The sequence below is a fragment of the Stenotrophomonas sp. Steno-Z1 genome (assembly GCF_056393175.1).
This window is the reverse complement of the sequence record NZ_JBWJPB010000002.1, coordinates 472,243-497,639: the sequence shown is the minus strand read 5'-3', so window position 1 is coordinate 497,639 and position 25,397 is coordinate 472,243. Positions and strand designations below refer to the sequence as shown.

Annotated in this window: 26 protein-coding genes and 1 pseudogene; 20 read left to right on the top strand and 7 right to left on the bottom strand. The window is 68.2% G+C overall.

Annotation, left to right across the window (positions count from 1 at the left end):
* Positions 1 to 26: 26 nt before the first annotated feature.
* Complete coding sequence (locus AC06FD_RS08980; RefSeq protein ID WP_449335014.1) at positions 27 to 476, top strand: hypothetical protein; 450 nt, start codon at positions 27 to 29, stop codon at positions 474 to 476.
* A gap of 129 nt (positions 477 to 605) precedes the next feature.
* Here AC06FD_RS08980 and AC06FD_RS08975 read toward each other — a convergent pair whose 3' ends face one another.
* The 3 genes from AC06FD_RS08975 to AC06FD_RS08965 form a co-directional block, all read right to left on the bottom strand.
* Entirely contained in the window at positions 606 to 1,142 is a 537-nt protein-coding gene (locus AC06FD_RS08975; protein WP_478077594.1) for a GNAT family N-acetyltransferase, read from the bottom strand.
* A gap of 14 nt (positions 1,143 to 1,156) precedes the next feature.
* Positions 1,157 to 3,301: a bifunctional 23S rRNA (guanine(2069)-N(7))-methyltransferase RlmK/23S rRNA (guanine(2445)-N(2))-methyltransferase RlmL gene (gene rlmKL, locus AC06FD_RS08970; RefSeq protein ID WP_478047703.1), complete on the bottom strand. Its 2,145-nt coding sequence runs from the start codon at positions 3,299 to 3,301 to the stop codon at positions 1,157 to 1,159.
* A gap of 195 nt (positions 3,302 to 3,496) precedes the next feature.
* Positions 3,497 to 4,024, bottom strand: coding sequence for a hypothetical protein (locus AC06FD_RS08965; RefSeq protein ID WP_478077593.1), 528 nt, complete (start codon positions 4,022 to 4,024; stop codon positions 3,497 to 3,499).
* 58 nt (positions 4,025 to 4,082) lie between these two features.
* Between AC06FD_RS08965 and AC06FD_RS08960 the strand changes: the two genes are divergently transcribed.
* Positions 4,083 to 4,652, top strand: coding sequence for an N-acetylmuramoyl-L-alanine amidase (locus tag AC06FD_RS08960; protein WP_259204282.1), 570 nt, complete (start codon positions 4,083 to 4,085; stop codon positions 4,650 to 4,652).
* Here AC06FD_RS08960 and AC06FD_RS08955 read toward each other — a convergent pair whose 3' ends face one another.
* The 3 genes from AC06FD_RS08955 to AC06FD_RS08945 form a co-directional block, all read right to left on the bottom strand.
* On the bottom strand, positions 4,653 to 5,558 hold the full coding sequence (locus tag AC06FD_RS08955) for a sulfurtransferase (protein ID WP_478077592.1): 906 nt from the start codon (positions 5,556 to 5,558) through the stop codon (positions 4,653 to 4,655).
* Positions 5,555 to 6,367 carry a CoA pyrophosphatase gene (locus AC06FD_RS08950; RefSeq protein ID WP_478077591.1) on the bottom strand — a complete coding sequence of 271 codons (813 nt, stop codon included), beginning with the start codon at positions 6,365 to 6,367 and terminating at the stop codon, positions 5,555 to 5,557. Before AC06FD_RS08950 ends, AC06FD_RS08955 begins: the two co-directional genes overlap by 4 nt.
* Before the next feature lie 109 nt (positions 6,368 to 6,476).
* Complete coding sequence (locus tag AC06FD_RS08945; protein ID WP_259204280.1) at positions 6,477 to 7,178, bottom strand: FKBP-type peptidyl-prolyl cis-trans isomerase N-terminal domain-containing protein; 702 nt, start codon at positions 7,176 to 7,178, stop codon at positions 6,477 to 6,479.
* Between the two features lie 183 nt (positions 7,179 to 7,361).
* Here AC06FD_RS08945 and AC06FD_RS08940 point away from each other — a divergent pair, with 183 nt between their 5' ends.
* The 18 genes and pseudogenes from AC06FD_RS08940 to AC06FD_RS08855 all read left to right on the top strand — a co-directional run.
* Entirely contained in the window at positions 7,362 to 8,144 is a 783-nt protein-coding gene (locus tag AC06FD_RS08940) for an enoyl-CoA hydratase/isomerase family protein (RefSeq protein ID WP_478077775.1), read from the top strand.
* A gap of 3 nt (positions 8,145 to 8,147) precedes the next feature.
* A complete protein-coding gene (locus tag AC06FD_RS08935) occupies positions 8,148 to 8,510 on the top strand; it encodes a hypothetical protein (protein ID WP_478077590.1) in 363 nt (120 codons plus the stop codon).
* A complete protein-coding gene (gene nth, locus AC06FD_RS08930; RefSeq protein WP_478077589.1) occupies positions 8,510 to 9,199 on the top strand; it encodes an endonuclease III in 690 nt (229 codons plus the stop codon). The genes AC06FD_RS08935 and nth overlap by 1 nt, the downstream gene beginning before the upstream one ends.
* Before the next feature lie 178 nt (positions 9,200 to 9,377).
* Positions 9,378 to 10,589 carry an OprO/OprP family phosphate-selective porin gene (locus AC06FD_RS08925; protein ID WP_259204275.1) on the top strand — a complete coding sequence of 404 codons (1,212 nt, stop codon included), beginning with the start codon at positions 9,378 to 9,380 and terminating at the stop codon, positions 10,587 to 10,589.
* 225 nt (positions 10,590 to 10,814) lie between these two features.
* Positions 10,815 to 11,591 (top strand): PA3715 family protein, encoded by a 777-nt coding sequence (locus AC06FD_RS08920; RefSeq protein ID WP_478077588.1) that lies wholly within the window; start codon positions 10,815 to 10,817, stop codon positions 11,589 to 11,591.
* Between the two features lie 123 nt (positions 11,592 to 11,714).
* Entirely contained in the window at positions 11,715 to 12,734 is a 1,020-nt protein-coding gene (gene pstS / locus AC06FD_RS08915) for a phosphate ABC transporter substrate-binding protein PstS (RefSeq protein WP_259204272.1), read from the top strand.
* 910 nt (positions 12,735 to 13,644) lie between these two features.
* Entirely contained in the window at positions 13,645 to 14,736 is a 1,092-nt protein-coding gene (gene pstS, locus AC06FD_RS08910; protein ID WP_449336486.1) for a phosphate ABC transporter substrate-binding protein PstS, read from the top strand.
* A gap of 109 nt (positions 14,737 to 14,845) precedes the next feature.
* Positions 14,846 to 15,814 carry a phosphate ABC transporter permease subunit PstC gene (gene pstC / locus AC06FD_RS08905; RefSeq protein ID WP_259204269.1) on the top strand — a complete coding sequence of 323 codons (969 nt, stop codon included), beginning with the start codon at positions 14,846 to 14,848 and terminating at the stop codon, positions 15,812 to 15,814.
* The gene (gene pstA / locus AC06FD_RS08900; RefSeq protein WP_259204267.1) at positions 15,814 to 16,689 is read left to right on the top strand and encodes a phosphate ABC transporter permease PstA; all 876 of its coding nucleotides are present in this window, start codon (positions 15,814 to 15,816) and stop codon (positions 16,687 to 16,689) included. Before pstC ends, pstA begins: the two co-directional genes overlap by 1 nt.
* Positions 16,690 to 16,708: 19 nt before the next feature.
* Positions 16,709 to 17,539, top strand: coding sequence for a phosphate ABC transporter ATP-binding protein PstB (gene pstB / locus AC06FD_RS08895; protein ID WP_394164915.1), 831 nt, complete (start codon positions 16,709 to 16,711; stop codon positions 17,537 to 17,539).
* Positions 17,540 to 17,574: 35 nt separating this feature from the next.
* Positions 17,575 to 18,279, top strand: a complete 705-nt coding sequence (phoU, locus tag AC06FD_RS08890) for a phosphate signaling complex protein PhoU (RefSeq protein ID WP_259204265.1) — start codon at positions 17,575 to 17,577, stop codon at positions 18,277 to 18,279.
* Between the two features lie 133 nt (positions 18,280 to 18,412).
* On the top strand, positions 18,413 to 18,748 hold the full coding sequence (locus tag AC06FD_RS08885) for an RcnB family protein (RefSeq protein ID WP_478077587.1): 336 nt from the start codon (positions 18,413 to 18,415) through the stop codon (positions 18,746 to 18,748).
* A 147-nt stretch (positions 18,749 to 18,895) separates the two neighbouring features.
* Positions 18,896 to 19,252 carry an HvfA family oxazolone/thioamide-modified RiPP metallophore gene (locus tag AC06FD_RS08880; RefSeq protein WP_478077586.1) on the top strand — a complete coding sequence of 119 codons (357 nt, stop codon included), beginning with the start codon at positions 18,896 to 18,898 and terminating at the stop codon, positions 19,250 to 19,252.
* Positions 19,239 to 20,117, top strand: coding sequence for an HvfB family MNIO-type RiPP peptide maturase (locus tag AC06FD_RS08875; protein ID WP_478077585.1), 879 nt, complete (start codon positions 19,239 to 19,241; stop codon positions 20,115 to 20,117). The genes AC06FD_RS08880 and AC06FD_RS08875 overlap by 14 nt, the downstream gene beginning before the upstream one ends.
* Complete coding sequence (locus AC06FD_RS08870; RefSeq protein WP_478077584.1) at positions 20,114 to 20,866, top strand: HvfC family RiPP maturation protein; 753 nt, start codon at positions 20,114 to 20,116, stop codon at positions 20,864 to 20,866. The genes AC06FD_RS08875 and AC06FD_RS08870 overlap by 4 nt, the downstream gene beginning before the upstream one ends.
* A gap of 128 nt (positions 20,867 to 20,994) precedes the next feature.
* Positions 20,995 to 21,582: a ribonuclease T gene (rnt, locus tag AC06FD_RS08865; protein WP_259205016.1), complete on the top strand. Its 588-nt coding sequence runs from the start codon at positions 20,995 to 20,997 to the stop codon at positions 21,580 to 21,582.
* The gene (locus AC06FD_RS08860; protein ID WP_478077583.1) at positions 21,567 to 21,887 is read left to right on the top strand and encodes a hypothetical protein; all 321 of its coding nucleotides are present in this window, start codon (positions 21,567 to 21,569) and stop codon (positions 21,885 to 21,887) included. Before rnt ends, AC06FD_RS08860 begins: the two co-directional genes overlap by 16 nt.
* A 121-nt stretch (positions 21,888 to 22,008) precedes the next feature.
* A pseudogene (locus tag AC06FD_RS08855) lies at positions 22,009 to 22,146 on the top strand (ribonuclease T); the annotation flags it as partial.
* A 214-nt stretch (positions 22,147 to 22,360) separates the two neighbouring features.
* Here the strand turns inward: AC06FD_RS08855 and AC06FD_RS08850 are convergent.
* A complete protein-coding gene (locus AC06FD_RS08850) occupies positions 22,361 to 25,285 on the bottom strand; it encodes a two-component regulator propeller domain-containing protein (protein ID WP_478077774.1) in 2,925 nt (974 codons plus the stop codon).
* Positions 25,286 to 25,397: the final 112 nt, after the last annotated feature.

The following is a 25,397-nucleotide window of genomic DNA, read 5'->3' as shown; positions in this document are numbered from 1 at the left end:
GGCTGTGCTAGCATCAAAGGATGGAGATGGCAGGACACTTGCAAAGGATCGCGGATACGTCCTATTTCTCGCGCATGGGCCAGCCGATACCGTTAACAGAGGGTGTTTGCGTCGCATTGTCCTTGGCCGAGGCGATGGAAGTCATCGAGGACGGTGCCTTCGACTGGATGCCATCTTCGCTGGAAGACGTGGATCCATTTCATGGTCCGCAGGCGACGCCCGTCGAGCTGCTGCAACCACGCCGACAGCTCAATCGCGCCTTGATGCGCGCCCTGTCCGCCCATGCACACGACAGCCTGCGGGTAGCGCCACACGACTTCCATATCGTCGCACGCAATGCTGCGATGTACGGCTATCGCCACTGGATCCTCGAACGTCACCTCGGCCTGCCGCCCCACTGGCAGCGCGTGATTGACTGGTACGAGCGCGGACATTGGCCGGTGGGTCATGCACCAGGGCAATTGCTGGTGGTGTAACGCGGTGCTTGTGGGAGGTGAGAACGCATCGCTGGGACCCAGCCACGCATGGCGTGGCTCTACCTTCAGATCGATCCCTGCGGCGCCCCCGCCGCACCCTCACGGGCGTCGCCGCATCGCGATCGCTTGTCAGGGAACGAGTGAAAACATGTGCGCGTCGGCAGGACGACCGTCGATGACCAGTCGATTGCGTGCCACGCCCTCGCGAAACGCGCCGGCCTTCTCCGCCACCCGCTCGCTGGCGAGGTTGCCCACCGCCACCACGATCTCCACCCGTTGCAGGCCTAGCGGCCCGAACGCCTGGGCAGCCAGTGCCCGGACAACGCGGGGCGCCACGCCCTGGCCACGGCACGACTGCCGCACCCAGTAGCCCAGGTTGCAGAACCGGGGATCATGCTGGATCTTGTTCAATCCCGCGCCGCCGACAAACGCGGCCGTGTCCTGCTCGAATATTCCGTACTCGCAGGCCGAGCCTGCCGCCCAGCCATCGCGACAGGCCTGGAACCACTGCAGCGCCTGGTCGGCGCTGTAATCGGCTGAAGACCACGGCATCCAGCGCTGCATGCCCACGGCCGACTCGCGCACCGCCGCCGCGAACGCGGCGGCATCGGCCTCCTCGAAAGGACGCAGGAGGAGGCCGTCGGCGTGGAGGGGGCGATCGTCCATGGCGGCCCCGTCCGTCATGCGCCGTAGCGGCGCAGTTCCCAGGCGCGATGGATGCGCGGGTTGCGTTCGAAATCCTCACCGATGGTGTCGGCGGAGATCTCCTTGCACTCGGCGAATTCCCTGATCGCGTCTTCGTCCAGCTTGAAACGGCGGAAGTTGTTGGAGAAGTACAGCACGCCCTCCGGACTCAACCGCGCCACGGCCGCGCGCAGCAGGCGCACGTGTTCGCGCTGCACGTCGAAGTCTTCGGCGCGCGCGGAATTGGAGAAGGTCGGCGGATCGCAGAAGATCACGTCGAAGCGATGGCGCTCGGCTTCCAGCCAGGCCAGTGCATCGGCCTGGATCAACTGGTGGGCGCTGCCGCCCTTGCCGTTCAGCGCCAGGTTGTCGGCGCACCACTGCAGGTAGGTGCCGGACAGGTCTACGCTGGTGGTCGATGCCGCGCCGGCCACCGCGGCCTGCACGCTGGCCACGCCGGTGTAGCAGAACAGGTTGAGGAAGCGCTTGCCGATCGCTTCCTGGGCCATGTGCCAGCGCAGCGGGCGATGGTCCAGGAACAGGCCGGTATCGAGGTAGTCGAACAGGTTCACCCGCAGCAGCGCGTCGTTCTCGCGGACCAGCACGAACTCGCCGCGCTGTTCGAAACGACCGTACTTGCTGCCGCCCTTGCCGCGTTCGCGCGACTTCAGCGCAACCTGCTCGGCCGGGACCTGGAACACCTCGCGTGCGGCCGACAACAACTCGTTGCGACGGCGGCGCACGTCCACGTCGGGGATGGTCGCCGGCGCGGCATATTCCTGCACGTGCAGGAAGGTGCGGCGGGCGCCGGCATCTTCTTCGTACACGTCGATGGCCGCCGCGTACTCGGGCAGGTCGGCGTCGTAGACGCGATAGCAGGTGATGGCCTCGCGGGCGCGCCAGTTCTTGAACTTCTTGATGTTCTTGCGCAGGCGGTTGGCTACCATCTGCGCGCCTTCGCTGAGCTCGCGCGGCTGGCCGGCGTTCTCGCGCTGCGGCACCGCGATCGGGTCGCAGACGATCAGCGCGCACTCGATCGCGCCATTGAACAGCTGGTACTTCTTGTTGGCGCGCAGGCCGGTGGCGAAGGCCAGGTCGGCACTGCCGCACAACAGGCTGGCACGCCACTGCGGCACCGCTCGCTTGAGCGCGTCGCCCAGGCGCCGGTAGAGCACCGCGTCGGCGGCCAGGCGCTCATCGTAGGGCGGGTTGCAGACGACGCAGCCGGTCTCCTGCGGCGGCACCTGCACGTCGGCGATGTCGCGCACGCCGAACCAGATCGCATGCGCGACCCCGGCGGTTTCCGCGTTCTGCTTGGCGGCATGGATCGCATGCGGGTCCACGTCGCTGCCATGGATCACCTGCTTGAGCGCGGCCAGGCCGGCCGTCTCGCGCGCGCGCGCGTCGGCCAGCAGGGTGTTCCAGGCGTCGCGATCAAAGCCCAGCCAGCGGCTCGGCGGGATGCTGCCGTGGCGCTGCAGGCCCGGGGCGACGTCGGCGGCCATCAGCGCGCCTTCGATCAGCAGCGTGCCGCTGCCGCACATCGGGTCGAGCAGGCCGCCGCCTTCGCGGTGGATCTTCGGCCAGTTGGCGCGCAGCAACACGGCGGCGGCCAGGTTTTCCTTCAGCGGCGCATCGTTCTGCGCCATGCGCCAGCCACGGCGATGCATCGGGCCACCGCCCAGGTCGATCGAGATCGTGGCCCGGCCCTTGCGCAGCGACAGGTTGATGCGCACGTCGGGGAACTCGGTGTTCACCGACGGCCGCTCCAGGCCCTGCGAGCGCAGGCTGTCGACCACGCCGTCCTTGACCCGCTGCGCGGCGAAGCGCGCGTGGGTGATCTCGGTGCCGGACACATGCGCGTCCACCGAGAGGGTCAGCTCGGGGCTGATGTGCTGCTCCCACGCCATGCCCGACACGCCCTGGTACAGCGAGCCTTCGTCGGGGCAGTCGAACTCGGCCAGCGGCCACAGCACGCGGCTGGCCAGCCGCGACCACAACACCACCTGCAGCGCCTGCGGCAGCTCGCCTTCGGCGTTGACGCCGGCGATGGTGGCGGTGGCCTTGTCCAGGCCGAGCGCCAGCAGTTCGTCGGCGAGCAGGTACTCCAGGCCCTTGGCGCAGGAAACAAAGAATTTCACGGAATCGGTATCGCAGGTCAGCGGAAGGGGGTGCCCTCGGGCACGGCACGCGGCCTGGCGCAGGCGCCAGGAGGGGCATTGTACGTGACCGGGACGGAATCGCCGGGATGCGGCCGGGCACGGCGCCGGACGCGAGCCGTCCCAGGCGCCGGACGCGGGTGATGCCGGCCGTGGGCAGGCGCCCTCACGCCCCGGTCAAAGCGACCGCAGCAGTTCCTCGAACGCGGTCGCCGACGCGGCCACGTGGTTGTTGAGGCAGTGCCCGTCATCGACCAGCAGCAGCCGCGCCGAACGCGCCTGGGCCCAGGCGATCACCTGGGCGGCCGGGATCAGTTCGTCGTGCCAGGCGTGGACCACGCTGGTGGGTACCTTGGCGGCCTCCAGCGCCGGCATCGGGCCCATGCTGGTGGGCGGCACCATCAGGAACAGGCCGCGGGTGGGCACCTGCAGCGACGCGATGGCCGAGATGTAGGCGCCCAGGCTGGAACCGGCCAGCACCACCGGGCCCTCCGCCGCCGCCTCGGCCGCCCGCGCCAGCAGGCGCTGCAGACGGGCGCGCACGTCGCCGACGCTGCTGACCTCGCGCATCGCATCCAGGTCGGTGTAGTCGGGGCGTTCGTGGGTCCAGCCCAGGCGTTGGGCGACCTCGGCCAGCGCGGTCACCTTGGTGGCGTCCGGGCCGCTTTCAAAGCCATGGGAGAGGATGCAGTGGCCGCGGCTCATGCGTGCACCGGGCGGGCTTGGATGTGGGCAGTCATGGCGGAATGCTAGCATTCGGCGCATGCCCGACCGCACCCCGCCACCGATCGCCCAGCAGCCCCTGCCCTACCAGGACAGCCTGCTCGCGCGCGCCCCGGAACAGATCGACCTCGTGGTGATCCACTGCACCGAACTGCCCGACCTGGCGATGGCCCGCGCGTACGGCGAGCGCGTGCTGTATGCCAGCGGCAGCGGCAACAGCGGGCATTTCTACATCGACCGCGACGGCAGCATCGTGCAGTACGTCGCACTGGAGCGCGTGGCCCACCATGTCAGTGGGTTCAACCCGCGCTCGATCGGCATCGAGCTGGTCAACCGCGGGCGCTATCCGCACTGGCTGGACTCGCGCCACCAGGCCATGGACGAGGCCTACCCCGATGCGCAGATCGCCGCGTTGATCGACCTGCTGCAGCACCTGTGCCAGGCCGTGCCAAGCCTGCGCCACATCGCCGGCCACGAGTGGCTGGACACCCGCGAGGAAGTGGCCAGCGACGATCCCGAGCGGCGCGTCCCGCGCAAGCGCGATCCCGGACCGTTGTTCCCCTGGCCGCGGGTCCTGGCGGCGGCACCGCTGCAGGAACTGCGCGGCTGATCAGGCGCCGGTGGCAACCGGGCGCGAGGCATCGCCGACCCAGCCGCTCCACGAATCAGCGTAGACCCGGGCACCGTGCAGGCCGGCCACTTCCATCGCCAGCAGCAGGTGGCAGGCAGTGACGCCCGACCCGCACATCAACACCACCTGCTGCGGATCATGCGCGCCGATCAACGGTTGCAGGGCCGCGCGCAGCTCGGCCGCCGGGCGCAGGCGACCGTCGTGCACGTTCAAGGCGAAGGGCCGGTTGACCGCGCCAGGCACATGCCCGGCCACCGGGTCGAGCGGTTCCACCTCACCACGGAAGCGCTCGCCGGCGCGCGCGTCCAGCAACCAGCCGGGGGCGTGTTTCAGCCGTGCGGCGATCTCGTCCACCGAGGCGATCTGGCGTTGGTCGAAGCGGCCCGGGTAGGCCGGCAACGGCGTCACGTCCGGCAGCGCCGGGGTGAGCGGCTGCCCTGCCGTCGTCCATGCCGCCAGCCCGCCATCCAGCACCGCCACGCGGGTGTGCCCCAGCAGGCGCAGCAACCACCACAGCCGCGCGGCGGCCATGCTGCCGTCGCCGGCGTCGTACACGACCACCTGGGTGTCCGGCGCTATGCCCCAACGGCCGACGGTGGCCGCGAATGCGTCGCTGTCGGGCAGCGGGTGGCGGCCGTGGCCGACCTTGTCCATGTCGGCGAGGTCGCCATTGAGGTCGGCATGCAACGCACCGGGGAGATGCCCCTGCGCATACGCCTGTGCACCCGATGGGGGATCGGCCAGCGAGGACCGCGCATCCACCACGCGCACCGCGGTGCTGGCGGTGGCGCGCGCATCGATGACCCGGGTTCCGTCGCGGCCCAGCACGTCCGCAAGCGCGGCCGCATCGACCAGGGTGGTCCAGGTGGGAACGGCGGCATTCATTCGGTCTGCTCCAGGCGACGACGCAGGTTGTAGAGGATGGCGGCGGTCGCGCCCCAGATGCGCTGGCCGGGCCAGCCGTATTCGAGGACGTGGCGGACGCGGCCGCGGTGGTTGATCTCGATCTGGTGCAGGTTGGCCGGCTCCATCAGATAGGCCAGCGGCACTTCGAACACGTCGGCCACCTCTTCCGGTTGCGGTACCGCCACGAACGCAGGATCGATCACCGCCACCACCGGCATCACCCGGTAACCGGTGATGGTCACGAACGGATCCAGGTACCCCAGCACCTGCACCTGCCCGGGCGACAACGCGATTTCTTCCTGGCTTTCGCGCAGCGCCGCGGCCACCGCATCGCGGTCGTCCGGCTCGGTACGTCCGCCGGGAAAACCGACCTGGCCACCGTGCTGGCGCAGGGTTTCGGTGCGCCGGGTCAGGATCACCTGCGCGCCACTGGCGCGCGGCACGATGCCGGCCAATACCGCCGCCTCGACCGGTGGCCCCGGGGGCAGCAGGTCGCTCAGTTCGCTGCGGTTCCAGCCATCGCCAGCAGGCGGTTGATCGAGCGGGTGCAGCGCGCGCAGCAGGCGTTCGTGCTCCACCGGCGAGCCATGCAGTGCCTGCCGCAACTGCTCGCGCAGCGGCAGCGCGTGCTGCATGAGGTGGTTCTGTTCGTGTCGACTCATGGTTGACCAGCGGGTGATTTCATCCACGCTGCGCAGGCAGCCCGCGCAGTATCCGGCGCGGTCCAGTGCGCAGAGGCCGATGCAGGGCGTGGGTATCGCATGGGTGGGACGTTCCGTGGGATTCACCGGGCAACAGTAGCGCGATTGGCGGGCGGATGCGGCGACGGCGGTCGATGCCGGAAACAAAAAACGCGCCGGTAGAAACTACCGGCGCGTTCTGGTTGACCGCTGTTGCTTACTTGACGCTGATCAGCTTGATTTCGAACTGCACGGCCACGTTCGGCGGGAACGGGGTGCGCGGGTCGGCACCGTAAGCCTGTTCCGGCGGCAGGGTGACTTCCCACTTCGAACCCGCCGGCATCTGCAGCAGCACTTCGCGCATGGCCTTCATTTCGACTTCGCTGACCTTGATCGACGGAATCTGCTGCGCCGGGCGCGCATCGGTCGGACGGGTGCCATACGGGTACGGGCCGGCGACTTCCAGCTGCACGGTGCTGGCCTGGGTCGGCTTGGCGCCCTTGCCGGCTTCGATCACGCGGTACTGCACGCCGCTCGGCAGCGCCTGAACGCCGGCCTTGGCCTTGTTGGCGGTCAGGAACTGGGTGCTCTTGGTCTTGTTTTCAGCGGCAGCCTTTTCGTACTCGGCCTTGGCGGCCTGGGCACGACCCTGCTCACGCTTCTGGAAGGCTTCGACGGCCGGCTTCAACTGCTCAGCCGTGATCGACGGCTGCTTCTTGGCGTAGGCATCCTGCAGGCCCTTCACCACCGAGTTGATGTCCAGCTGCTCGCCACGCGAGGTGAGTTCAGCCAGGTTGTTACCGTAGTCGTAACCGAAGTAATAGCTCAGCTTGCCCTTTTCGGACGAGGTGTCCTGGGCGAAGGCATTGCCCGTCAGGGCCAGGGCCGCGACGGCGACCGCGATAGAACGCAACTTCATCAAACTTTTCTCCAGGGGTGGTAACTCAGGACGCGTTGGGCCGCCCTGAGGCGACGGGTTAGGATAGCCGCCGCAACGTTGAACCGCCACTAACGACGCAGGCTCTGACCTGACTTCGTTTCAAGAGTTCAACATCACTTTTTTTTAACGTTTTTCAGGAGCCCCGCCGTGGTCGACGCCCCCATCGCCCCCGCCCCGGTCCAGATCGCCGACGACGGCGCGGTCCGCACCGTCACCGTGAACCGCCCGGACAAGCTCAACGCGCTCAACCGCGCCACCCTGGAGGCCCTGGACGCCGCGTTTGCAGGCGCCGCCACCGACCCGGGCGTGCGCGTGGTGGTGCTGACCGGGGCCGGGCCGAAGGCCTTCGTCGCCGGCGCCGACATCGCTGAAATGAACGGATTGAGCCCGGTTCAGGGACGTGACTTCTCCCTGCTGGGCCAGCAGCTGATGCGCCGCATCGAACGCATGCCCAAGCCGGTACTGGCCCGGATCAACGGTTTTGCGCTGGGCGGCGGCCTGGAACTGGCCATGGCCTGCCACCTGCGCATCGCCGCGGACACGGCCAAAGTGGGCCAGCCGGAGATCAATCTGGGATTGATCCCCGGCTTCGGCGGCAGCCAGCGCCTGCTGCGCCTGTGTGGCCGCGCCGCCGCGCTGGAACTGTGCCTGCTGGGCAGCCCGATCAACGCCGCACGCGCCCTGCAGCTGGGCATCGTCAATGAAGTGGTGGGCGTGGAGGCACTGGACGCACGCGTGGCCGCACTGGCGTCGCAATTGGCCACGGCCGCGCCGCTGGCGCTGCGCGGCATTCTTGACGCGATCCACGTCGGCGGCGAGTGCGCGCTGGGCGAAGGGCTGGAGTACGAGAGCGCGCAGTTCGGTCTGATGTTCGCCACCGAAGACATGCGCGAAGGCACCGCGGCGTTCCTTGCCCGGCGCCCGCCGGTGTTCCAGAACCGCTGAACCATGCCGCACGCCGATCCCGCCCTGCCCGTGCGCCTGCTGCACCTGGTGCTTGAAGACGACCTCGACGCCGCGCTCGACGCCGGGCTGATGGACTACGTGCCGCAGCCCGGTGACGTCGACCTGCTGCCCGGACACCCCGACCTGCCGGCGCGCCTGTTGCATGCCCAGCAACAATTGCAACGCGCCTGGGCCGCGCGCGAACGCTACCGCCAGCGCAGCCAGCGGCTGGCGCGTCGCGCCGCCGAACGGGACGCGCGGCGTGCGCCTCCCGCGCCCACCCCTGCATTGAAACCCGCCCTGCCGCCCGCCGCCGCCGCGATCCTGGCGCGCGCCAAAGCCAAGGCCGCCGGAAAAACCCCTTGATGAGTACCGTGAAGACATCCGCGCCGGCCAAGCCTGCGCCGCGCAGCGCGCGCATGCCCCGGGCCGACGTGGTCGAAATGTTCACGCGCCTGCGCGAACTCAACCCGCACCCGAAGACCGAACTGGAGTACAGCTCGCCGTTCGAACTGCTGGTCGCCGTCACGCTGTCGGCGCAGGCCACCGACGTGGGCGTCAACAAGGCCACGCGCAAACTGTTCCCGGTGGCCAACACGCCGCAGGCGATCCTCGACCTGGGCGAGGACGGCCTGAAGAAATACATCGCCACCATCGGCCTGTACAACGCCAAGGCCAAGAACGTGATCGCCGCCTGCGCGCTGCTGGTGCAGCAGCACGGTGGCGAGGTGCCGCGCGACCGCGCCGCGCTGGAAGCGTTGCCCGGGGTCGGGCGCAAGACCGCCAACGTGGTGCTCAATACCGCGTTCGGCGAGCCGGTGATGGCCGTGGACACCCACATCTTCCGCGTCTCCAACCGCACCGGGCTGGCCCCGGGCAAGGACGTGCGCGCGGTGGAGGACCTGCTGGTGAAGGTGATCCCGGCCGAGTTCCTGCTCGATGCCCATCATTGGCTGATCCTGCACGGGCGTTATGTGTGCAAGGCGCGCAAGCCGGACTGCCCGCAATGCGTGATCCACGACCTGTGCCGGTTCAAGCAGAAAACCGCCGCCTGAGGCGCGGTCGCGACTGCCACATCCGCGCAACCCGGCCGTCATCTGCGTCGGGCATCAATGGCGGGCCCTGACGTGGCTGGGCCCCGGCCGGCCGTCGGTTTGTCCGAAACTGTCATATTTACGCAATCTTCACTAACTAGCCTGCGCAGCAACTTCCCACCTGCCTGCAAGGCTCTCCATGAAACTGCATCGCCAACTCCTGACTGCGGCCGTTGCGGCTGCGCTGTTCGTCCCGGCTGCACACGCCGAAGTGGCCATCGACGTGATCGGCGGCTCGGAGATCACCTTCGAAGGCCTGGTCCAGGCTGACGGCAACTGGTTCGACAACGACCTGACCGACCTCAACGGCGGCGATGCCGGCAACGGCAAGGACAGCGAGTTCGAACTGCGCCGCGCCGAGCTGGTGCTCAAGGGCAAGGGCCCGGGCAACATCGAGTGGGTGGTCGGCTATGACGCCAAGGCCGACAAGTTCCTGGACACCAACCTGAAGTACAAGCTGGCCGGCAACGCCAACCACTTCGTGCAGTTCGGCCAGTTCAAGCAGCCCAACAGCCTGGAAGAACTGTCCAGCACCAAGAACAACGACTTCATCTCCAAGGCCGCGGTCACCAACACCTACGCGGTGGCCCGTCGCCTCGGCGGCGCCTACAGCATCGGCGACAACAACTGGTCGGTCACCGCCAGCGCCTTCGGTCGCGAGCTGACCCGCAACCTGGCCCACGGCAGCGGCTATGGCGCGCGTGGCACCTGGGCACCGATCAACGACAAGGGCCAGGTCCTCCACTTCGGCCTGAGCTATGTCGACTACGACACCGACGCGGACACCCTGCGCGTGCGCGCCCGTCCCAATGCCGACCTGGCCACCGCACGCCTGGTCGACAGCGGCAACCTGGTCGACACCGACCGCGTCAGCACGATCGGCGCCGAAGCGATGTACATCGGCGGCCCGTTCAAGGCCCAGGCCGAGTACTACACCAGCAAGGCCAAGCGCTACGCGCACGACAACTACAGCAGCGACGGCTACTACGTCAGCGGCCTGTGGAACATCAGCGGCGAGACCTGGGGCTACAAGGGCGGCACCCCGACCACCGGCCTGCCGGACGAGCCGGGCCGTGGCATGTGGCAGCTGGGCGCGCGCTACGACCACATGGACCTCAACGACGGCAACCTGGCGGCCAACCCGGTCGCCGGTCGCCCGCCGATCGTCGATGGCGTGCTGGGCGGCAAGATGGACATCTGGACCGTGGGCGTGAACTACTACTGGCGCTCCAACACCAAGTTCGCCCTGAACTACGTGATGGTGGACAGCAAGAAGTACAGCTCCACCGCCCGCACCTTCGTCAACGACGACCCGAACATCCTCGAAGCGCGCCTGCAGTTCTTCTGGTAAGCGTTGCGGCAAAGGTGTGACAGAAAGGGCGCAGCTTGGGCTGCGCCCTTTTTTGTGCCCCTGTAGAGCCACCCCATGGGTGGCTACGTTCCGCTCCGGCACCGCGTGCAGCCACCCACGGGGTGGCTCTACCTGTCCGGCACCCCGTGCAGCCACCCGTGGGGTGGCTCTACCGCCGCGGAATGCGCGGGTATGCTGGGCGCCCCTGCCCATGGATGGAATCCGATGCGTATCGCCCTGTCGCTGTTGCTGGCCGCCGCGTGCGGCGCTGCCCTGCCCGCCCACGCGCAGGACTGCCACGACGCCCGGGCGGCGGCGGAGGAGGCGTACGTGGGGCGGGCGGACCACGTGCTGCCTGATCGCTCCGGCTACAGCCGCGACACCGCCGCCAGCGTCTGCCGTCGATGGCCGGCGCGCCCCGAGCTGACCCTGCTGGCAACACCGGTGTGGCGCGATGGCGGCGACAACGATTCTCGCGATGGCGATGTGGAGGTCATGGTGATCGACAGCGACACGCTGGCACCGCGCGCGTGGACGGTGCTGCCCGGTGCGTTGGACAGCGATGCGATCTTCTTCGACGGCATGCAGCTGGATACCGCGCGCTACCAGCTCGCGCCCGGCACGCTCGCCTTCGGGCTGCGCGTGCAGCGACGCAATGGTTCCGGCCCCAATCCCTTCAGCGAAGAGCAGCTGCAGCTGCTGGCACTGCAGGCAGGCGCGCTGCGCGTGCTCGGCGCACCGATCGTCGTGCGGCGGTTCCAGGCCGAATGGGACACGCGCTGCGCCGGTGAGTCCACCGAGGTGTCACGCACCGTGGCGGTCGGCCCCCAGGCAAGGAACGGCCTGGCCGACCTGGTCCTGCGCGAACGCCGGGTCAGCACGCGCAGCTGGATGGACGGCGAAGACTGTCACGACCAGGACACGCCGGTGGAAGGCGAGCGCCGCGTGCTGCGCTATGACGGTCGCCAGTACACGGTTCCGGCGGCCCTGCAGCCGCTGTGACCGGCACCCCGGGATGCATGTAACCAGGCCGTCATATGACAGTCGCTGCACTGTCATCGAATGGTTATGGAATGAGCGCCGGGCGGGACACCCCGCACCGTCATCCATCCCAGGAGCCACCCCGTGATCCACGCCTTCAAGTCGCGCGCCGCCGTTGCCGTCCTCGCCGCGTCGTCCGTGTTCGCCGCCAACGCCGCCGATGTGACCGGCGCGGGCGCCTCGTTCATCTACCCGGTCATGTCCAAGTGGTCGGCCGACTACAGCACCGCGACCGGCAAGAAGGTCAACTACCAGTCGATCGGTTCCGGCGGCGGCATCGCCCAGATCAAGGCGGCGACCGTTGATTTCGGCTCCTCCGATGCCCCGCTGAAGCCGGAAGAACTGGCGGCGGCCGGCCTGGCCCAGTTCCCGTCGGTGATCGGCGGCGTGGTGCCGGTGATCAACGTGGCCGGCATCGCCCCGGGTGCGCTGAAGCTGGATGGCCCGACCCTGGGCAACATCTTCCTGGGCAAGATCAAGACCTGGAACGACCCGGCGATTGCCGCGCTGAACCCGGGCGTGAAGCTGTCCGACGGCAAGATCACCGTGGTGCACCGCTCGGACGGTTCGGGCACCACCTTCAACTTCGTCAACTACCTCTCCAAGGTCAACCCGGAGTGGAAGAGCAAGGTCGGTGAAGGTACCTCGGTGCAGTGGCCGGTCGGCATCGGTGGCAAGGGCAACGAAGGCGTGGCCGCCTACGTGAAGCAGATCAAGGGCGGCATCGGCTACGTCGAACTGTCCTACGCACTGCAGAACAAGATGTCCTACGCGGCGATGAAGAACGCGTCGGGCAAGGTGGTGCTGCCGAGCGATACCTCGTTCGCCGCCGCGGCCGCCAGCGCCGACTGGGCCAGCGCGAAGGACTTCTATCTGGTCATGACCAACGCCCCGGGCGCCGACGCATGGCCGATCACCGCCACCAACTTCATCCTGGTGCGCAAGCAGCCCAAGAACGTCGCCAACGCCAAGGCCACCCAGGACTTCTTCCGCTGGATCTACAAGAGCGGCGACGCCCAGGCCAAGCAGCTGGACTACGTACCGCTGCCGGACACCCTGGTCAAGCAGATCGAGACCTACTGGTCGCAGAACCTGAAGTACTGAGTACCCCTTGCAGGTGCCGACCGCGGGTCGGTACGCAGGGCGGGTAACAACGAGGCAATGGCGGCGGCAGGTCCTCTCTCCCCCTGCCGCCGCCGGGCGCGGATCGAAAGATCCGCGCCTTTTCTTTTTGTGGTTCTTTTCTTTTAAAAACGGAAAGCGCAGAGCAGAGCCAAGCAGAGCCGAGCAGAAAACGTCTTGCTGTGTTGGCTCCGGAGGCTGCGCGGGTGGGGGTGGGTAGTCGGGTCACGCTGCAAGTACGTCCATGCAAGCTCCACCATCGCATCCATGCGATGGAGGGCCCCGGCTACCCACCCCCACCCGCCCCCGACAGTTTTCCGGTTCTCACAGGGGAGCAGACGCGCTGCCTCATGCAAGTGACGTGTTTGGGAATGCGCCCGCTCCGACGTCAGTGACCGTGTGGTTGTTGGTAGTGGTTGTTGGCTGTGGATGTTGGTGTACCCATGGCCACCGGCCCACTGTCTGGGGCGGGGGTGTGTGGGTTCGCGGGACCGTCGTACGCCATGGATGGCGTACGCGAGCTTACAAGGATGTACTTGCAGCGTGTCCCGCGAACCCACACACCCCCGCCCACCCAAGCCGCACCCTGCACCCGCCGCTTCCCGCTTCCCGCTTCCCGCTTCCCGCTCCAGGATTTTGGGCAACCCCAAGTCCCAAGGGCCAACCCAGCACGTAGTTGCCGCGTGCCCCCCCCACACCCCACACCCCCGCCCAGCCAAGGCGCACCCTGCACCCCGCGCTTCATGCGTTCCGCTTTGGAATTTTCGGGAAACCCACGCCCCACAAGCCCTCCACGTGCCCCCGGTCACACCGTCATACGGCTGTAACAAAAACATCATTTCATAGCAGCGTCGCCGGAGAGACCGGCCCCTATCCCGCTACGGAGTGACGCATGAAACTGCACACGGCTGGCTTGACCGCCCTTTCCCTGGCCATCGCGCTGGGCCTTTCCGCCTGCAAGCCGGGCGCCGAAGGCCAGGCCAGCGCGCCGGCCACCGATGCTCCCGCCGCGGCCCCGGCCGCCGGCGACAAGCTCACCGCCGAAATCTCCGGCGCCGGCGCGTCCTTCATCTTCCCGCTGGTGTCCAAGTGGTCGGCCGACTACAACACCGCCACCGGCGCCAAGATCAACTACCAGTCCATCGGCTCCGGCGGCGGCATCGCCCAGATCAAGGCCGGCACCGTCGACTTCGGCTCCACCGACAAGCCGCTGAGCAGCGAAGAACTCGCCCAGGCCGGCCTCGGGCAGTTCCCGTCCGCCATCGGCGGCGTCGTCCCGGTCGTCAACATCGAAGGCCTCGACGCCGGCAAGCTGCGCCTGAGCGGCGCGCTGCTGGCCGACATCTTCCTGGGCAAGGTCAAGACCTGGAACGACCCGGCCATCGTCGCCGCCAACCCGGGCGTGAAGCTGCCCGACGGCAAGATCACCCTGGTCCACCGTTCGGATGGCTCGGGCACCACCTTCAACTTCTCCAACTACCTGTCCAAGGTCAGCCCGGACTGGAAGAGCAAGGTCGGCGAAGGCACCTCGGTGCAGTGGCCCGACGGCGTCGGCGGCAAGGGCAACGAAGGCGTGGCCTCCTACGTGAAGCAGATCAAGGGCTCGATCGGCTACGTCGAACTGGCCTACGCCCTGCAGAACGGCATGCCCTACGCCTCCATGCAGAACGCCGCCGGCAACTGGGTCCAGCCGACCGCCGAGACCTTCGCCGCCGCGGCCGCCAGCGCCGACTGGGCCAGCGCCAAGGACTTCAACCTGGTCATCACCAATGCCCCGGGCGACCAGGCGTGGCCGATCACCGCCACCAACTTCATGCTGATGCACAAGCAGCCCAAGGATGCGCAGCGCAGCAAGGACACCCTGGCGTTCTTCAAGTGGGCCTTCGAAAACGGCCAGAAGCAGGCCAACGAACTGCACTACGTGCCGCTGCCGGCTGAACTGGTGACCCAGATCGAGGCGTACTGGACCGCTGAATTCAAGTGATCCAGAGCGGACCCGCGCACTGCGCGGGTCCGCTGCTTCGCACCATGCCACCGTTCTGCCAGGCCCGGCCTGGCACTACCTCACCTCATTTTGGGCCCCAGCCTTTGCCATGAATGCCATTGCCCAGCCAGTCCCCGCACCGTCCACCCGCGACCTGCGCGATGCCCGCAACGACAAGCTGTTCCGTTGGGTGCTGATCGCCACCGTCATCCTGGTGCTGGCCGCCCTGGCCTGCGCTGCGCTCTCGATGCTGTGGGGCGGTCGCCATGCCCTGCAGGAACAGGGCCTGAGCTTCTTCTACTCCTCCGAATGGAATCCGGTCGAGAACAAATTCGGCGCCCTCGCCCCGATCTACGGCACCCTGGTCACCGCGTTGATCGCGATGGTCATCGCCGTACCGGTGAGCTTCGGCATCGCCTTCTTCCTCACCGAGGTGGCGCCGCGCTGGTTGCGCGGGCCGATCGGTACCGCGATCGAACTGCTGGCTGGCATCCCCTCGATCATCTACGGCATGTGGGGCCTGTTCGTGCTGGTCCCGGTGATGACCGAGTACGTCACGCCCACGCTCAACGAAACCCTGGGCGAGTGGCCGATCATCGGCCCGCTGTTCCAGGGCCCGCCGCTGGGCATCGGCGTGCTCACCGCCGGCTTCGTGCTGGCGATCATGGTCATCCCCTTCATCTCCTCGGTGATGCGCGAAGTGTTCCTCACCGTGCCGACCCGCCTGAAGGAATCGGCGTATGCGCTGGGCTCCACCAAGTGGGAAGTCAGCTGGGACATCGTGCTGCCCTACACCCGCTCGGCGGTGATCGGCGGCATCTTCCTCGGCCTGGGCCGCGCGCTCGGCGAAACCATGGCGGTGGCCTTCGTGATCGGCAACAGCGTGCGCCTGTCGCCGTCGCTGCTGGAGCCCGGCACCACCATCGCCGCGCTGATCGCCAATGACTTCGGCGAAGCCACCGAAACCTACCGCTCGGCGCTGCTGCTGCTCGGCTTCGTCCTGTTCATCGTCACCTTCGTCGTACTGGCGATCGCCCGCCTGATGCTGATGCGTCTGTCCCGCAAGGAGGGCAACTGATGTCCGCCGTCGTCAACACCGCTTCCCAGCCGCTGTACCTGCGCCGCCGCATCGTCAACGTGGTCGCGCTGCTGTTGTCCTGCCTGACCGCCCTGTTCGGCCTGTTCTTCCTCGGCTGGATTCTGTGGACGCTGGCCTCCAAGGGCCTGGCCGGGATCAACCTGGACCTGTTCACCAAGATGACACCGCCGCCGATGCAGGACGGCGGCCTGGCCAATGCGTTCTTCGGCAGTGCCGTGATGTGTGGCCTGGCGATCGCGATCGGCACCCCGCTCGGCGTGCTCGCCGGCACCTGGCTGGCCGAGTACGGCAACTTCCGCAAGGCCGGCACGGTGGTCCGTTTCGTCAACGACATCCTGCTGTCGGCGCCCTCCATCGTGCTGGGTCTGTTCGTCTACACCCTGTACGTGATGCAGACCGGCGGGCAGTTCTCGGCCTTCGCCGGTGCGCTGTCGCTGGCCTTCATCGTGCTGCCGGTGGTGGTGCGCACCACCGATGAGATGCTGCGCCTGGTGCCCTCGCAGATGCGCGAAGCGGCGCTGTCGCTGGGCATCCCGCAGTGGAAAGTGACCGTGCAGGTGCTGTACCGCAGTGCCGCCGCCGGCATCGTCACCGGCATCCTGCTGGCGCTGGCCCGCATCTCCGGCGAGACCGCCCCGCTGCTGTTCACCGCCTTCGGCAACCAGTACTGGAACAGCAACGTGTTCCAGCCGATGGCCTCGGTGCCGGTGGTGATGAACCAGTTCGCCGGCAGCCCGTATGAATCCTGGCAGACGCTGGCCTGGGCCGGTGCGCTGGTGCTGACCGTGTTCGTCCTGCTGGTCAGCCTCTCCGCGCGCGGCATCCTGCTGCGCAACCGTATCTCACATGACTGACCTTTCCGCGGACCTCGCCATGAACGACCTCTCCAACGCCGTGCCGATGCAGCGCATCGTGGTCCCGGCCTCGCATGAAAGCCTGCAGACCCCGGCGCCGATCAAGCTGGCCGCGCGCGGGCTGGACTTCTACTACGACAAATTCCACGCCCTGAAGAACATCGAGCTGGAAATCCCCGAGAAGCGCGTCACCGCGCTGATCGGCCCGTCCGGCTGCGGCAAGTCCACCCTGCTGCGCATCTTCAACCGCATCTACGCGCTGTACCCCAAGCTGGAAGCGCGCGGCGAAGTGCTGCTGGACGGGGAGAACATCCTCTCGCCGAAGTACCCGATGAACCGCCTGCGCAGCAAGGTCGGCATGGTGTTCCAGAAGCCGGTGCCGTTCCCGATGACCATCTTCGAGAACGTCGCCTACGGCATCCGCCACCACGAAAAGCTGTCCAAGGCCGACATGACCGTGCGCGTCGAACAGGCGCTGCGCCAGGGCGCGCTGTGGGACGAAGTGAAGGACAAGCTCAACCAGAGCGCGCTGGGCCTGTCCGGTGGCCAGCAGCAGCGTCTGTGCATCGCCCGCGCCGTGGCCCTGCGCCCGGACGTCCTGCTGCTGGACGAACCGACCTCGGCGCTGGACCCGATCTCCACCAGCCGCATCGAGCAACTGGTCGAAGAGCTCAAGCACGATTACACCATCGTCATCGTCACCCACAACATGCAGCAGGCCGCGCGTGTGTCCGACTACACCGCCTTCATGTACCTGGGCGACCTGATCGAACACGACCGCACCGAAGTGATCTTCTCGCAGCCCAACAAGCAGCAGACCGAAGACTACATCACCGGCCGCTTCGGCTGATTCCGGCCCGCCCACGAACCTCTGGATAGAACCGCATGAGCATTCCCAACGACCACATCGTCAAAAGCTACGACGAAGAGCAGCAGCGCCTGGTGGCCGAGATCGTGCGCATGGGCGAGATGGCCGTCGCCCAGCTCGAGGCGTCCATGGACGTCATCGAAAAGCGCGACGACCACGCCGCCCATCGCATCATCGCCAACGATGAAGCGATCGACGCGCTGGAACAGCAGATCAGCCACGACGTGATGCGCCTGGCGCTGCGTGGCCCGATGGCCCGCGACCTGCGCGAGATCCTCGCCGGCCTGCGCATCCCGGCCGACATCGAACGCATCGGCGACTACGCCGCCAACGTGGCCAAGCGTTCGATCGCGCTGAGCAAGGTGCCGCCGCTGCCGCAGATCGAAGGCCTGCGCTCGCTTGGCCGGCTGGCCGCCGAGCAGGTTCGCCGCGCCATCCAGGCCTACCGCGACAACGACGCCGCCGCCGCCCTGGCCCTGCGCGATGACGACGCGCGCCTGGACGCGCAGTACACCGCGCTGTTCCGCGAGCTGCTGACCTACATGATGGAAGACCCGCGCAACATCACCCCGTGCACGCACCTGCTGTTCATGGCCAAGAACCTGGAGCGCGTGGGCGACCATGCCACCAACATCGCCGAGAACGTGTGGTTCCTGGTGCACGGCGAGCAGGTGCTGCCGCCGCGCGCGAAGGCCGACGAAACCAGTGGCGAACAGTTGTAAGCCGTTCGCCCCGCCCGATACACGTCGTTACAGGCCGATACCCGCGTATCGGCCTTTTTAATTACCTGTTCATGCAGAAAATCCGAGTCTGGAGCTGCGGTTGAAACCCACCGCTCCCGGAAGGATCTCCCCCATGAAACGCCTGCTCGCCGCCACCTTGTCGTTGACCCTTCTCGCCAGCGGATCGGCCTTTGCCGGCCCTGACCACCAACCCGATCGCGACAACCGCGACCGCCACGGGCAACAGGACCGCAACCACGCCAACTCGCGCGGCCACGACCGGCACGAGCCGCCCCGTCGCGGTGGCCACCTGCAGCGCGACCATCGCGGCGACTACGTGCGCGACTACAAGCGCCACGGCCTGCGCGCGCCTGGCCGTGGCCAGCAATGGCGCCATGTCGATGGCCGCTACGTGCTGATCGCCGCCGCCACTGGGTTGATCGCCGACGTGGTGCTCAACGGGCGCTGAGCCCGGGCCGTTGGTGTGATCTCCAGGAGCGCCGGGCAACCGGCGCTTCTTTCGTTTGGGGACCGCCCGGATGTTCCCCACGCGCCGCCAATCCGGCATGCTCCGCAGGCCTCTCTCCGGCCCCGTGCCCTTCCAAGGATTCCCTGCATGAACAAGACCCGCCCCCGCATCGGCCTGCTGACCTGCGCCACGTTGGCCGGCAGCCTTGGCATGAGCGCGACCGCATCGGCGCTGTCGATGACCGATCTGGTGCAGGGCTATGCCTTGGCCACGCAGGCCGCGCCGAAGACGGCCGACAAGGCGGCCGAGGGCAAATGCGGGGAAGGCAAGTGCGGCGCCGGCACGACCACGGCGGCGGCCGGCAAGGGCGCCGAGGGCAAATGTGGCGAAGGCGCGTGCGGGGCCGACAAGGGCAAGACCACACCCGCCCCGGCGCCCAAGGCGGGCGACAGGAAGGGGGCCGAAGGCAAGTGCGGCGAAGGCAAGTGCGGTGCCAGGCACTGATCCCAGCGCTGAACCCGCCGCCCTTGGCCCAGCGTCGCTGCCCGCGGCGGCGGTGGGGCTGGGGCTGCGCCGCGCGCTGCTCGATGACCTGGACCGTGCACCGGCCGGCGACATCGACTTCCTCGAATGCGCGCCGGAAAACTGGATCGGCCTGGGGGGCATCTGGGCCGAGCGCCTGCAGGCACTCGGCGCACGCTATCCCCTCACCTGCCATGGGCTGTCGCTGTCGCTCGGCGGCAGCGCACCGCTGGACATGGATTTCCTCGACCAGGTAGACCGCTTCCTGCGCCGGCACCAGGCGGTGCTGTACAGCGAACACCTCAGTTACTGCAGCGACGACGGCCACCTCTACGACCTGCTGCCACTGCCGTTCACCGAGGAAGCCGTGCGCCACACCGCCCACCGCATCGCCCAGGTGCAGGACCGCCTCGGGCGCCGGATCGCGGTGGAAAACGTATCGACCTACCTCACCCCGCACGCGGCGATGAGCGAGCTGGACTTCACCCGCGCGGTGCTGGCCGAGGCCGACTGCGACCTGCTTCTGGACGTCAACAACGTCTACGTCAACGCCACCAACCATGGCTTCGATGCCAGCGCCTACCTTGCCGGCCTGCCCGCCGAGCGCGTGGTGTGCATGCACGTGGCCGGCCACTTCGATGCGGCGGCCGACCTGAAGATCGATACCCATGGCAGCCCGGTGACCGATCCGGTCTGGGCCCTGTTGCGCGACGCCTGCGCCCGTTTCGGGCCGCGCCCGACCTTGCTCGAACGCGATTTCAATATCCCGCCCTATGCAGAGCTGCGCCAGGAACTGCACCAGGTCCGGCGCATCCTCGACCGCAGCGCAGGTGAGGTGGCGGCATGAGCGACACCCTGCGCGCGCAGCAGTGGGCCCTGACCGCGCACCTGCGCGATCCGCAGCACCAGGCGGCCCCGGCCGGGCTGGACGAGACACGCCTGCAGGTCTATCGCGACCTGCTGTTCAACACCCTGCAGGCGCTGTTGGCCGGCAGCTTCCCGGTGCTGCTGCAGGTGCTGGACGACGACGAATGGGCGGCGCTGTGCCGACGCTATTTCGTCACGCACCGCTGCGCCTCACCGCTGTTCACCGAGGTGGCGGCCGAGTTCGTCGCCTGGCTGCAGGCGGCGGACGATCTGCCCCGGCCGTTTCTTGCCGAACTGGCGCATTACGAATGGGTCGAACAGGCCTTGCAGGGCCTGGATGCGTCACCGTTGCCGGCGCCGGAGCCGGGCATGGATCCGTGGTCGACCCGGCTGCGACGCGCGTCGCTGGCCTGGCCGCTGGCCTACCGCTGGCCCGTGCCGCAGCTGGGCCGCGCTTGCCAGCCGGCTCTCGCGCCCGTGCATCCCACCTTCCTGCTCGCACGCCGCGCGCCGGACGGCACCGTCGTGTTCTCCCAGTTGAGCGCGCTGGCCTGGCAACTGCTGGAGCAGATGGACACCGCCCCACCCCGCAGCGGCGCCGAGCACCTGCAGCAGCTGGCAGACCAGCATGGCCTGGCCCTGCAGGATCTGGAACCGGACGGTCGCGCGCTCCTGGCGCAACTGCTTGCCGCTGGCGTGATCGGCGCCGAACAGTCGGCCGGTTGCTGACACGCAGCCGGCCCTGAAACGGCCCGTTCAAGCTGCTCTGGTAGACTGCCGCGATGACCGAAGACCTCCCCCAGCCCGCCGCGACCGCCGCGGACGCCACTGTTTCGCCCTCCCTCGCCCAGCGTTTGATGGCAACCCGCTTCCGGGGCTTCCTGCCGGTGGTGATCGACGTGGAGACCGGTGGCTTCGACTGCAACCGCAACGCGCTGCTGGAAATCGCCGCGGTGCCGATCGAAATGGACGACAACGGCCTGCTCTACCCCGGCCAGACCGCCAGCGCGCACGTGATCCCGGCCGAAGGCCTGGAGATCGATCCGAAGTCCCTGGAGATCACCGGGATCATCCTGGACCACCCGTTCCGCCTGGCCAAGTCCGAGAAGGACGCGCTGGACCACATCTTCGCCCCGGTCCGGGCAGCGGTGAAGAAGTACGGCTGCCAGCGCGCGATCCTGGTCGGCCACAACGCGCACTTCGACCTGGGTTTCGTCAATGCCGCGGTCAACCGGGTGGGCCACAAGCGCAACCCGTTCCACCCCTTCAGCGTATTCGACACGGTGACCATGGCCGGCATCGCCTACGGCCAGACCGTGCTGGCACGCGCGGCCACCGCCGCAGGCCTGGGCTGGGATGCCGACGAGGCGCACAGCGCCGTCTACGACACCGAGCAGACCGCCAAGTTGTTCTGCACCATCGCCAACGCGTGGCCGCGACCGTAGAGCCGACCGTTGGTCGGCTGCTCGTCAACGCCAACCGCCTGCACACTCCCCATCGCGCTCAGCCGACCAACGGTCGGCTCTACGGGTATATCGATCATCTCGCGCAGCCGACCAACGGTCGGCTCTACCGGCGTATCGATCATCGCGCGCAGCCGACCACGGTCTATGGCGAGGCCGTGCTCTTACGCGCGGTCACCGCCGCGGACTTGGGCTGGGATGCCGACGAAGCGAACAGCGCGGTGTACGACACCGAGCAGAACGCCAAGCCGTTCTGCACCATCGCCAGCGCGTGGCCGCGACCGTAGAGCCGACCGTTGGTCGGCTGCTCTTCAGCGCCAACCGCCTGCACATCCCCATCGCGCGCAGCCGACCAACGGTCGGCTCTACCGGTGTATCGATCACCGCGCGCAGCCGAGCACGGTCTGTGGCCAGACCGTGCTCTTACCTGCGGCCACCGCCGCGGGCCTGGGCTGGGATGCCGACGAGGCGCACAGCGCGGTGTACGACACCGAGCACAACGCCAAGTCGTTCTGGACCATCGGCACCGCGTGGCCACGACCGTAGAGCCGACCGTTGGTCGGCTGCTCTTCAACGCCAACCGCCTGCACAACCACCATCGCGCGCAGCCGACCAACGGTCGGCTCTACGGATGTATCGATCATCGCGCGCAGCCGACCAACGGTCGGCTCTACGGGTGTATCGATCACTGCGCGCAGCCGACCAACGGTCGGCTCTACGGGTGTATCGATCATCTCGCGCAGCCGACCAACGGTCGGCTCTACCCGATTGCGGTGCGGTCCCGTCCCTCGCTCTTGGCGCGGTACAGCGCACGGTCGGCGCGCTGGTAGAGCAGCATCGGGGTGCGGTCGGCGGCATCCAGTTCGACCAGGCCGGCGCTGAAGGTCACCTTCAGGCCCGGCACGCCGGCCCAGTCCGGATGGTCATGGAACAGCCCGCGCAGGCGCGCGCAGACCTGCGCCGCTTCCGCCAGGCGGGTGTCGTTGAGCAGCAGGGTGAACTCTTCGCCACCGGTACGCGCCGGCATGTCCGAGTCGCGACAGGCCGAGGCGATCACCCGCGCCACCTCAACCAGCACCACGTCGCCCACGCTATGGCTGTGCTGGTCGTTGACCTCCTTGAAGTGGTCAATGTCCAGCACCACCAGGCACAGCGGATGGCCACTGCGCTGCGAGCGGGCGAAATCGCGGGCCAGCGCCTCGTCGAATGCGCGCCGGTTGGGCAGCCCGGTCAACGCGTCCTCGCGCGCCTGGCGGCCGAACTGCTCGGCCTGCACCGCCAGGCGGTCGGCCAGTTCGGTCTTTTCCTGGTTCAGGGCCTGCAGGTTGACCGTCTGCGCCTGCAGGTCGCGGGTGGCCTCGTCCACCATCCGCGCCAGGCGGATGTTGCTGGTCTTGTAGCGGTTGATCAGGTAGCGGTACAGCGCGACCAACCCGGCCAGCAACAGCAGGGCGGCGATCGCCTGCACGCTGCGGCGCTGCCACAGGAATGGTTCGACGGTGAACTCCCACACCGCTTCGCTGTCGCTCCAGCTACCGCCCGGGTGGGCCGCCGATACGTGCAGGGTGTAGTCGCCGGGCGGCAGGCCGATGAACTCCACGCTGCGCTGCTGGCCGCGCTCGATCCAGCCGTTGTCCAGGCCGGCCAGGCGGGTGCGGTAGCGGATCCGCTCGGACATCAGGTAGCTCAGGCCGACATAGCTCACGCTGAGCCGGCGCCCACCGGGAATGCGGTTGTGGTCGCTGCCCTGCCAATGCAGCGGCTTGCCATCCACCAGTACGTTCTCGATCACCGCCGGCGGGGCGAGGCGCTCGCGGAAGCGCTGCAGGCGCAACGGGTCGACCATGCTCAGGCCACCGGCGGTGACCACCCAGAACGTCCCGTCCTGGCGCAGCAGCGCCGACGGCCCGGAACTGCCGTTGGCCTGCGAGTTGGCCATGCCGTCGATTTCGTTGTAATGCTCCACCTCGACCCGCTTGGCGCGGCCGTCGGCGACCTGGTTGAGCATGGCCATGTCGGTGCGCAGCACGCCCCGGTTGCTGCTGATCCAGACATTGCCGACCCGGTCGGGCACCAGCTGGAAGACCGTGTCCACCGGCATGCCCTGCTCCAGGCCGACCCGCGCCAGCGTGCCGTCTTCCCAGCGGTACAGGCCGCGATCACTGCTGATCCACATCGCATCGCCGATCTGCTGGAAACCGAACACGCTGCGCCCGCCTCCCAGCGGGGCCAGGTCGATGCTCTGCACGTGGTCGCCGCGCAGCACCTTGATCCCTTCGATGGTGCCGATCCACAACGCGCCATCGGCGTCGTGCGTCATCGCCGTGATCAGTCCACCGGGCATCCCCGGCAGGTCGGGCACGTGCACGCCGCTGCGGTCGATCCGCACCACGCCCTTCTGGGTGCCGGCCCACACCGCGCCGGCGCGGTCCACGCTCATCGCGCGGATGTTGCCGCCGGGCAGGCCATCGGCCGTGCCGTAGATGCGCAGCGTGCGCCCGTGGGAGTCCAGGCGGAACACGCCATCGCCGAAGGTGCCCACCCACAGGTCGCCGTCGTGGTCCTGGGCCAGGCTCAGCACCGAGGGAGTCTTGCCGCCACTGTTGTGCAGCCGTACCGGCACGAACCGGCCCTGCGCATCGCGCCGGTCCAGGCCGTTGGCGCTGCCGATCCACAGTTGCCGGTCCTGGTCCTCCAGCACCGTGCGCACGTAGTCGCCGCTGAGCCCATCGCGCTCGGTGAAGCTGCTGAACAAGGTCTCGCGCAAGCGGTACAGGCCGCCGTTGGCGCCCACCCAGATGCTGCCTTCGGCGTCTTCGCGCAGGCTCACCACCCGCCCTCCGGGCAGCGACAGCCCGTTCGGCAGGCGCTCCAGCCCATGGCGGGACAAGCGCAGCAGGCCCTGGTTCTCGGTGCCCAGCCACAGGTCGCCGTGCCGGTCCTGCAGCATCGCGGTGATATGCATCACCCCGGGCAGGCGGTGCTGCAGCTGCGGCAGGCCGTCCTGCATGCGGTAGACGCGCTCGCCGGCCACGATCCACATCACCCCGTCGGGCGCGCGGTACGGCCACACCAGGCCGCGGCCCAGCCCGAAGCTCTCCGGGGCGCGGCGCAGCACGCCGTCGTTGTCGCGCACCACCAGGCCATCCAGCGTGCCCACCCAGACCCGGTCCTGCGCATCCACCACCAGCTTGGTGAAGCTCATCGCCATCGGCACGTCCGCCGGTGGCTTCTGGTACTGGAAGGTGCCGTCCGCGCCGAGGCTGCCGATGCCCTGGCCCTCGTAGAGCAGCCACAGGCGCCCGTGGCTGTCCATCTGCATCGCCTGGATCAGGACCTCCGGCGCGCCCGGGGCATGTTCGAACACCTGCCAGCGCCCGTCGGTGCCGCGCCGGGTGACGTTGCCACGCGAGTCGCTGATCCACAGCGCGCCGGCGCGATCGACGAACAGCGCGCCCACGCCGTTATCGCGCAGGCCCGGCTTGGTGCTGCGGTCGAAGACGGTGAAATCCAGGCCGTTGTAGCGCACCAGGCCTTCCCACGTGGCGAACCACAGGTGGCCTTCGGGCGTCTGCGCAATGTCGCGCAGCGAGTTGTGCGGCAGGCCGTTGCGCGAGGTCCACACGTCGATGGCGTAATCGCGCAGCGGCGGTGGCCCGTCCTGGGCCGACAGCGGCCAGGACATCAGCCCGCACAGGCACAGCCACAGCAACGCCGCGCCGACGCGCTGCAAGACCTTTCGTTGTGCCGGCCGCCACCGGCTACCGCCTCCCCCTTGGCCCATCGATCAGGACCAG